Here is a 3,332-nt window from a genome sequence, read left to right as displayed (position 1 = left end):
GCCGCCGCGCAGGCGCCCACCTGATCTGCCAGGGTCGAGAGGCTGAGTTCGACGCCTTCGCGGGCAAAGCGTTCGGACAGGCGGTTCAGCGGCGTGGCATGGAACGGCGCGGGCGCCTGGCTGATCTTCTCGCAATCCCGGCAGGTGAACTTCTCGCGGACGGTCTGGATCACCTTCCATTGCCGGGGAATGACCTCCAGCGTCTCGGTGACGTCTTCGCCCAGCTTCGCGATCCGTCCCGAGCCGCAGCACGCGCAGGCCGCGGGCGCCTCGATCACCACCCGCTCCCGCGGCAGGTGCTCCGGGAACGGCTTTCGCGCCGGGTGGCGGCGCTCGAAAGCGGCGACGGTGCTGGTCTTCTCCGCCTTCCCGGCAGCGATCGCGTCCTCGGTCGCGGCGGCCTCGAGCTCCTCGAGCTGCAGCTCCATCTGGTCGATCAGCCTGGCCCGGCGCTCGGAGCTGTTCCCGTATTGGGCGCGGCGCAGCTTGGCGATCTCCAGCCGCAGGTGCTGGATCGCGGCCTCGGCCGCCGAGACCAGCCCGGGCGCCCCGGCCAGCTCCCGTTCCGCAGCCTCTGCACGCGTTTCCGCGGCCGCTAGGGCGGCACGCAGACGGGCGATTTCGGCGGCGGCGTCGGTCATGTCTAGATCTTACCACGGCCACCGTGCGGACAAAGGAAAATCATCAGAAGCCAGAGAGTTAACCCGTCTTTCCCGGCCTCTGCGTCCAGCGCGGATTGCGCCAGTCGATCCCTTCAAGCGATCATCCATGTTGATACCCCCTATCGTCACGCTGACAGATTCTCAGGTCCAGTTCGCTGATGATGTGATTTCGAAGGTTCTGCACGCCGTCCAGAACGACCGACGTGTCGGGAAACAGATAGGCACCGGTGGGCTGAGGGTCTATGAGCAAACGCTTTTTCCTGATCTGCACGTAAAGCCAATTGACCGGGATCCCGAGCTTGGCAGCAAGAGCGGTTGTGCTCAGGAAACCGGGATCGTGGTTCCACCGCCTGCGCGCAGGGGGCGTGCTGATGCCTTCGGCCAGCCGGATGCGCTGGACCGTGACGGCGAGCACCTTGTCTGGCGAATTTGCCGAGCGGTGCCCCTCGCTGGTGAGAACGCGGGCGATTTCATCGTCGGGCATGCCCGCCCTTGCCAGTTCGAGCAGGCGCGCCCGCATTTCGGCGCCGCGCGCGAGTTTCGCGATCGCGGTCACCCGCATCTTGATGTCGAGCTCGGTCACCGCACCGCCGCGCCACACGATGCGGACCAGCGCGCTCTCGGGCGTCCGGTCGAGCACCACCTTGTCCACCAGGCAGCGCAGGAGCGACTTGCGATGCGAGTCACTGGTGGCAGGATCCGCCCAGATTTGCGGCAGGCGTCCCGCCAGGGTCACGACCTTGCCGGTGAAGGCCTTCCCCATGGCCACAGGCCCGGCCGGCTGCTGTGCGGACTGCTCCGCCAGCGCGGCCTCTGCCGCCCGGACCTCCATCAGCGCGCTTTCCCAGCGGCGCTCGAGTTCGGCGGCGACAAGGCGGTTGTCGGGATCGACGCGATTGTACTGCCGCTGTGCCAGGGCTGCTGCATAGCGTGTGCGCTCGACCTCGCGTTCGGCATTCGCACGCAAGGCGCTGTCGACCTGGCTCCGGGCCCGGCAGGCGCGCGACAGGGCATCGAGTTCCGCAGGGGCCAGTGCGGTCAGGAATGCGTCGGCGACAGCGGCGTCCACCGCCCTGGCCCGGACATGCTGGCAGTCGGGCAGGCCCGAATGCTTGTGCAAGTGGTTGCAGACATATTCTCCGCCGCCCTTGTACCGGGCATACATCTTGTGGCCGCAGCGTCCGCACCAGACGATGCCGTGCAGCAGAAGGTCGCCGTCGCGGGGGATGCCCCTTGTCTTGGTGCGCATGTATTCAGCCCGGTTGTCGCTCACGATGCTGCGGATTCTCTCATAGGTCGGCCAGTCGACATAGGCTGGATACCGGTCCTTCACGACGATGCGCCACTCTTCGGGAGGTCTCGCCACTTTCGCCTTTGCCGGAAGCCGTCCGTGCGGTGCGGTGTCCCGCATGCGGGTCCGGCCATAGACGAAAGCCCCTGCATACGCGGGATTCTTCAGGATCGCGGCAACCGCGGAGACCGTCGCGCGAGCCCAGTACAGCTCGCCATGCCGGTCCCTGCGCGGCAGGTCCAGGCCGCGGGCATTCAGCATCCGCATCACCTTGGCGACGCTGCGCAGCTTCATGAAGAGCTCGAACACGAGGCCGAGCCGGCCCTGGACAGCCGTGTCGGGGTCTTTCAGTACAACGCCGCTGGGGTCCCGCACGAGACCGACCGGCAAGGTGAGAGCGAGTTCCCCGCGCTGCGCCTTGGCGATGAGCCCGGCCGTCAGGCGGCTGCGAATCGTGTGCAGCTCCAGTTCGGAAATGGTGCCCTTGAGGCCGAGAAGCAGGCGCCCGTTTGCGCTGCCCGGATCATAGACGCCATCGCGATCGGCGATCAGGCAGCCCCGCAGCCCGCAGATGTCCAGGAGAGGATACCAGTCGGTACAGTTGCGCGCGAGCCGCGTCACATCGACGGACAGGATCATCCCCACTTCGCTGAGCCCGACCCGGCCGACAAGTTCCTGGAACCCGCTGCGATGCGCGGCCGAGGCGCCGCTGAGGCCGAGGTCGGCATCGATCACGTCGATATCGGCTTCATGCCATCCGAGGTCGCGGGCGCGCTGGCTCAGCGCGTACTGGAGCCGCAGGCTTTCCTGGTTGCTCACGACCTGATGGGGCGTCGACTGCCGGATATAGACAATTGCCTTGCGCTTCAGATGCATCGGCTGGATCAGCTCTGACATCACGAAAGACCTCCGCCAGAACCACGGCGATGTCGTCGACGATCTGGCGCCTCAGCGTCACCGGCAGCGTCGTCCAGAGATCTTCGGGTGCCGTGCTCATGATGCTCGGAATCTACCACATCTAGTAGGTCCAGCAAAGATTGCATGCTCAATTTGGGTGGGTCGATCGGCAAGGCAAGCGGTTCGGTCGCTGCCACGGGCACGTTCAGCGCGACCCCGTCGCGATACGCGACCTCGTAGAAGGAGGCAGAGCCAGCCCGGCAGATGCTTGCCCGGCCGAGAACCTGGAACCTGCGCCCATAGAGCGGGTGCCGGGGATCTAGGACCTGAACGACCTCAGGAAAGGATTCGTCAGCATCACCAAGGGGGGCATCCCGAAACACCTTCGTGAAGATAGCCGAGCTGCGCTGCCGAGATCGCCACGGACGTGCCGCCCTCGCTGACCGGCCAGATGAACTTTCCGGCCTCCAGCCGCTTGGCAT

Annotated in this window: 2 protein-coding genes; both read right to left on the bottom strand. The window is 66.1% G+C overall.

Annotated features, from left to right (window positions below; genetic code table 11):
* Positions 1–641: IS66 family transposase zinc-finger binding domain-containing protein (locus HCC78_RS31835; protein ID WP_172332709.1), on the bottom strand; the 641-nt coding region annotated here is incomplete at its 3' end.
* 121 nt (positions 642–762) lie between these two features.
* Complete coding sequence (locus tag HCC78_RS31830) at positions 763–2,850, bottom strand: recombinase family protein (protein WP_216671408.1); 2,088 nt, start codon at positions 2,848–2,850, stop codon at positions 763–765.
* Positions 2,851–3,332: the final 482 nt, after the last annotated feature.

The organism is Mangrovicoccus sp. HB161399 (assembly GCF_013184745.1).
Taxonomy (GTDB): domain Bacteria; phylum Pseudomonadota; class Alphaproteobacteria; order Rhodobacterales; family Rhodobacteraceae; genus Mangrovicoccus.
Note: the sequence above shows the minus strand (reverse complement) of the source record. Positions and strands in the feature narration are given on the sequence as shown.